Source organism: Pseudonocardia pini, assembly GCF_013870575.1.
Taxonomy (GTDB): Bacteria; Actinomycetota; Actinomycetes; order Mycobacteriales; family Pseudonocardiaceae; genus Pseudonocardia; species Pseudonocardia pini.
Window position 1 is genome coordinate 1 of the sequence record NZ_JACBXB010000628.1, and the last position, 3,377, is coordinate 3,377.

The 3,377-nt window shown below is 71.4% G+C and carries 2 protein-coding genes and 1 pseudogene; all 3 read right to left on the reverse strand.

What is annotated here, in order from left to right:
• Positions 1-602: pseudogene (locus H5J29_RS26065) on the reverse strand (acetate/propionate family kinase); the annotation flags it as partial.
• Between the two features lie 10 nt (positions 603-612).
• The gene (locus H5J29_RS26070; protein ID WP_181783661.1) at positions 613-2,934 is read right to left on the reverse strand and encodes a phosphoketolase family protein; all 2,322 of its coding nucleotides are present in this window, start codon (positions 2,932-2,934) and stop codon (positions 613-615) included.
• A 52-nt stretch (positions 2,935-2,986) separates the two neighbouring features.
• Positions 2,987-3,325 (reverse strand): TraR/DksA family transcriptional regulator, encoded by a 339-nt coding sequence (locus H5J29_RS36345; protein ID WP_181783662.1) that lies wholly within the window; start codon positions 3,323-3,325, stop codon positions 2,987-2,989.
• Between the last annotated feature and the right edge of the window lie 52 nt (positions 3,326-3,377).

Below are 3,377 nucleotides of genomic sequence, written 5' to 3' on the forward strand. Positions count from 1 at the left end.
GTGCCGGACCGCGTCGCCATGACCAGCCCCTCGAGCGGGGTGAACCCCATGGTGGTGTCGACGCTCCGGCCGTCGACCACCGCCGCCAGCGACGCCCCGGCGCCCAGGTGTGCGGTGACGATCCGCCGGGCGCCGGTGAGCTCGGCGGTGCGGGCCGAGCACCAGGCATGGGAGAGGCCGTGGAAGCCGTAGCGCCGGATCGCGTACCGCTCCCGCCACTCCTTCGGCACCGCGTAGGTCGCGGCGGCCTCCGGGATCGTGGTGTGGAAGGCGGTGTCGAAGCAGGCCACCGCGGGCACGCCCGGCAGCAGGTCCGACACGGCGTCGAGCCCTTCGAGGGACTTCGGCTGGTGCAACGGGGCGAGCGCGGTCAGCTCCTCCAGCCGCGCGCGCACCGACCCGTCCACCACGACGGGATCGGAGAACGCGGTGCCCCCGTGCACGACCCGGTGCCCGACGGCGTCGGGCGCGGGCCAGTCCGCCAGCACGCCCGCCAGGTCCCCGCCGGGCTCCGGGTCCGCGGTCCGCTCGACCTCGTCGTCGGACCCGAGCAGCCGCAGCTTCAGGCTCGACGACCCGGCGTTGACGACCAGGACCCTCACCGGCCGGACCTCACTGCCAGGTCCAGTTCGCGATGGCCGGGTCGTCCTCCCCGTGCTCGCGGGTGTAGCGGCGGGCGGCGAGGCGGGCGTCGGACATCCGCTGGCGCAGGGACGCGGCCTCGGACCCGAGGCTCGGGACCCGGTCGATCACGTCCATGACCAGGTGGAACCGGTCGAGGTCGTTGAGCATCACCATGTCGAAGGGCGTGGTGGTGGTGCCCTCCTCCTTGTACCCGCGCACGTGCAGGTTGTGGTGGTTGCGCCGGGCGTAGGTGAGCCGGTGGATCAGCCACGGATAGCCGTGGAACGCGAACACCACCGGCTTGTCCGGGGTGAACAGCGCGTCGAACTCCTTGTCCGACAGACCGTGCGGGTGCTCACGGTCGGGCTGCAACCGCATGAGGTCCACCACGTTGATCACCCGCACCCTCAGCTGCGGGCAGTGCTCACGCAGCAGCTTGGCCGCGGCGAGGGTCTCCAGCGTGGGCACGTCCCCACAGCAGGCGAGCACGACGTCGGGCTCCCCGTCGGTGCTGCCCGCCCAGTCCCAGATCCCCAGCCCGCGGGCGCAGTGGGCGATCGCCTCGTCCATCGACAGGTAGGTCAGCTGCGGCTGCTTGCCCGCCACCACGACGTTGACGTAGTGCCGCGACCGCAGACAGTGGTCCATCGTGGACAGCAGGGTGTTGGTGTCCGGCGGCAGGTACACCCGGGTGATCTCGGCCTTCTTGTTGATCACGTGGTCGAGGAAACCCGGGTCCTGGTGGGAGAACCCGTTGTGGTCCTGACGCCACACATGGCTCGACAACAGATAGGTCAACGACGCCAACGGCGCCCGCCACGGGATCGACCTCGTGGTCTTGAGCCACTTCGCGTGCTGGTTGAGCATCGAGTCGACGATGTGGATGAACGCCTCGTAGCTGGTGAACACCCCGTGCCTGCCGGTCAGCAGATACCCCTCCAGCCAGCCCTGGCACAGGTGCTCCGAGAGCACCTCCATCACCCGGCCGTCCGGGGCGAGACGGTCGTCTCCCGGCAGCAGCTCGGCGTCCCAGGTCCGGCCGGTCACCTCCAGGACCGCCTGCAGCCGGTTCGACGCCACCTCGTCCGGCCCGAACAACCGGAACCGGTCACCGTTGCGCGCCATGACGTCCCGCAGCAACCCGCCGGTGACCGCGGTCGCCGAGCTGCTCTCGACACCGGGTCGCTCGACCGGCACGGCGTGCTCGCGGAAGTCCGGCATCGCGAGGTCGCGCAGGACGAGCCCGCCGTTGGTGTGCGGGTTCGCACTCATCCGCCGCTCGCCCGCCGGGGCCAGCGCGCGCAGCTCCGGGACCAGCCGCCCATCCTCGTCGAACAGCTCCTCGGGACGGTAGCTGCGCAGCCACTCCTCGAGCTGCGCGCGATGCCCCTCGTCCGTGCGGGTGCCGGCCAGCGGGACCTGATGGGCGCGGAAGGTGCCCTCCACCTGCTTCCCGTCGACCACCTTCGGCCCCGTCCACCCCTTCGGCGTGCGCAACACCAGCATCGGCCACGCCGGGCGCCCCGCGGGCGGGTCCACCTTGATCGCGGCGATGTCGTCGAGCACCTCGTCCAGGGTCGCCGCCAGCTCCTCGTGCACCGCCGCGGGCTCGTCACCGGTGACGAACCGCGGCGCGTACCCGTAGCCGCGCATCAACGCACCCAGCTCGTCCTGCGGGATCCGGGCCAGCACCGTCGGGTTGGCGATCTTGTAACCGTTGAGGTGCAGCACCGGCAGCACGACACCGTCGCGGCGCGGGTCGAGGAACTTGTTCGAGTGCCAGCTCGCCGCCAACGGCCCGGTCTCCGCCTCACCGTCCCCGACCACGCACAACGCCAGCAGGTCCGGGTTGTCGAACACCGCACCGTAAGCGTGCAGCAGGGCGTAGCCGAGCTCACCGCCCTCGTGGATCGACCCCGGCGTCTCCGGCGCCACATGACTCGGGATCCCACCCGGGAAGGAGAACTGCCGGAACAACGCCCGCAACCCGTCCACGTCCTCGGTGACCGACGAGTAGATCTCCGAGTACGTGCCCTCCAGGTAGGCGTTGGCGACCAGCCCGGGCCCGCCGTGACCCGGACCCGTCACGTACAGCGCTTCGAGGTCCCGCTCCCGGATCACCCGGTTCATGTGCGCATACAGCAGGTTGAGCCCCGGAGTGGTCCCCCAGTGCCCCAACAGCCGCGGCTTCACGTGCTCCGCCCGCAGCGGCTCCCGCAACAGCGGGTTGTCCAGCAGGTAGATCTGCCCCACCGACAGATAGTTCGCCGCCCGCCAGTAGGCGTCGAGCAGCTCGAGATCGTCGCTCACGAATCCCCCTCGGTGCGTTCCCCGACCGAACCGTAGCGGTGGGTTGGCACCGTCACGCGTGCTCGCGACAGGTGTTCACCTCCGGGCGCGCCCGGAGACGCTCGTCGTCGATCGTCGCGCCGCACACGCTGCAGGTCCCGTAGGTGCCCTCGTCGAGCCGGGTCAGGGCCTCCTCGATCGTCCGACGCCGGCGGCGCAGGGTCTCGGCCGCCTGCTCGCCCTCGGCGGCCTCCCGGGCCTCGGTGCCCTCGTCGGCCGAGTCGCGGCCCGCCGTGCCCTCCTCGGCGGACTGCTCCCGACGGGCCGCCTCGTCGGCGGACTCGCCGCCCAGCTCGTTCCCCAGGCGGTCCAGCTCGTCGGTCAGCAGCTGTCGGGTTCGTGTGTCGTTCACGGACCGGGGCTACCCCGCGGGCGCTGCCCGACACGGACTCACCGGTAGAGCC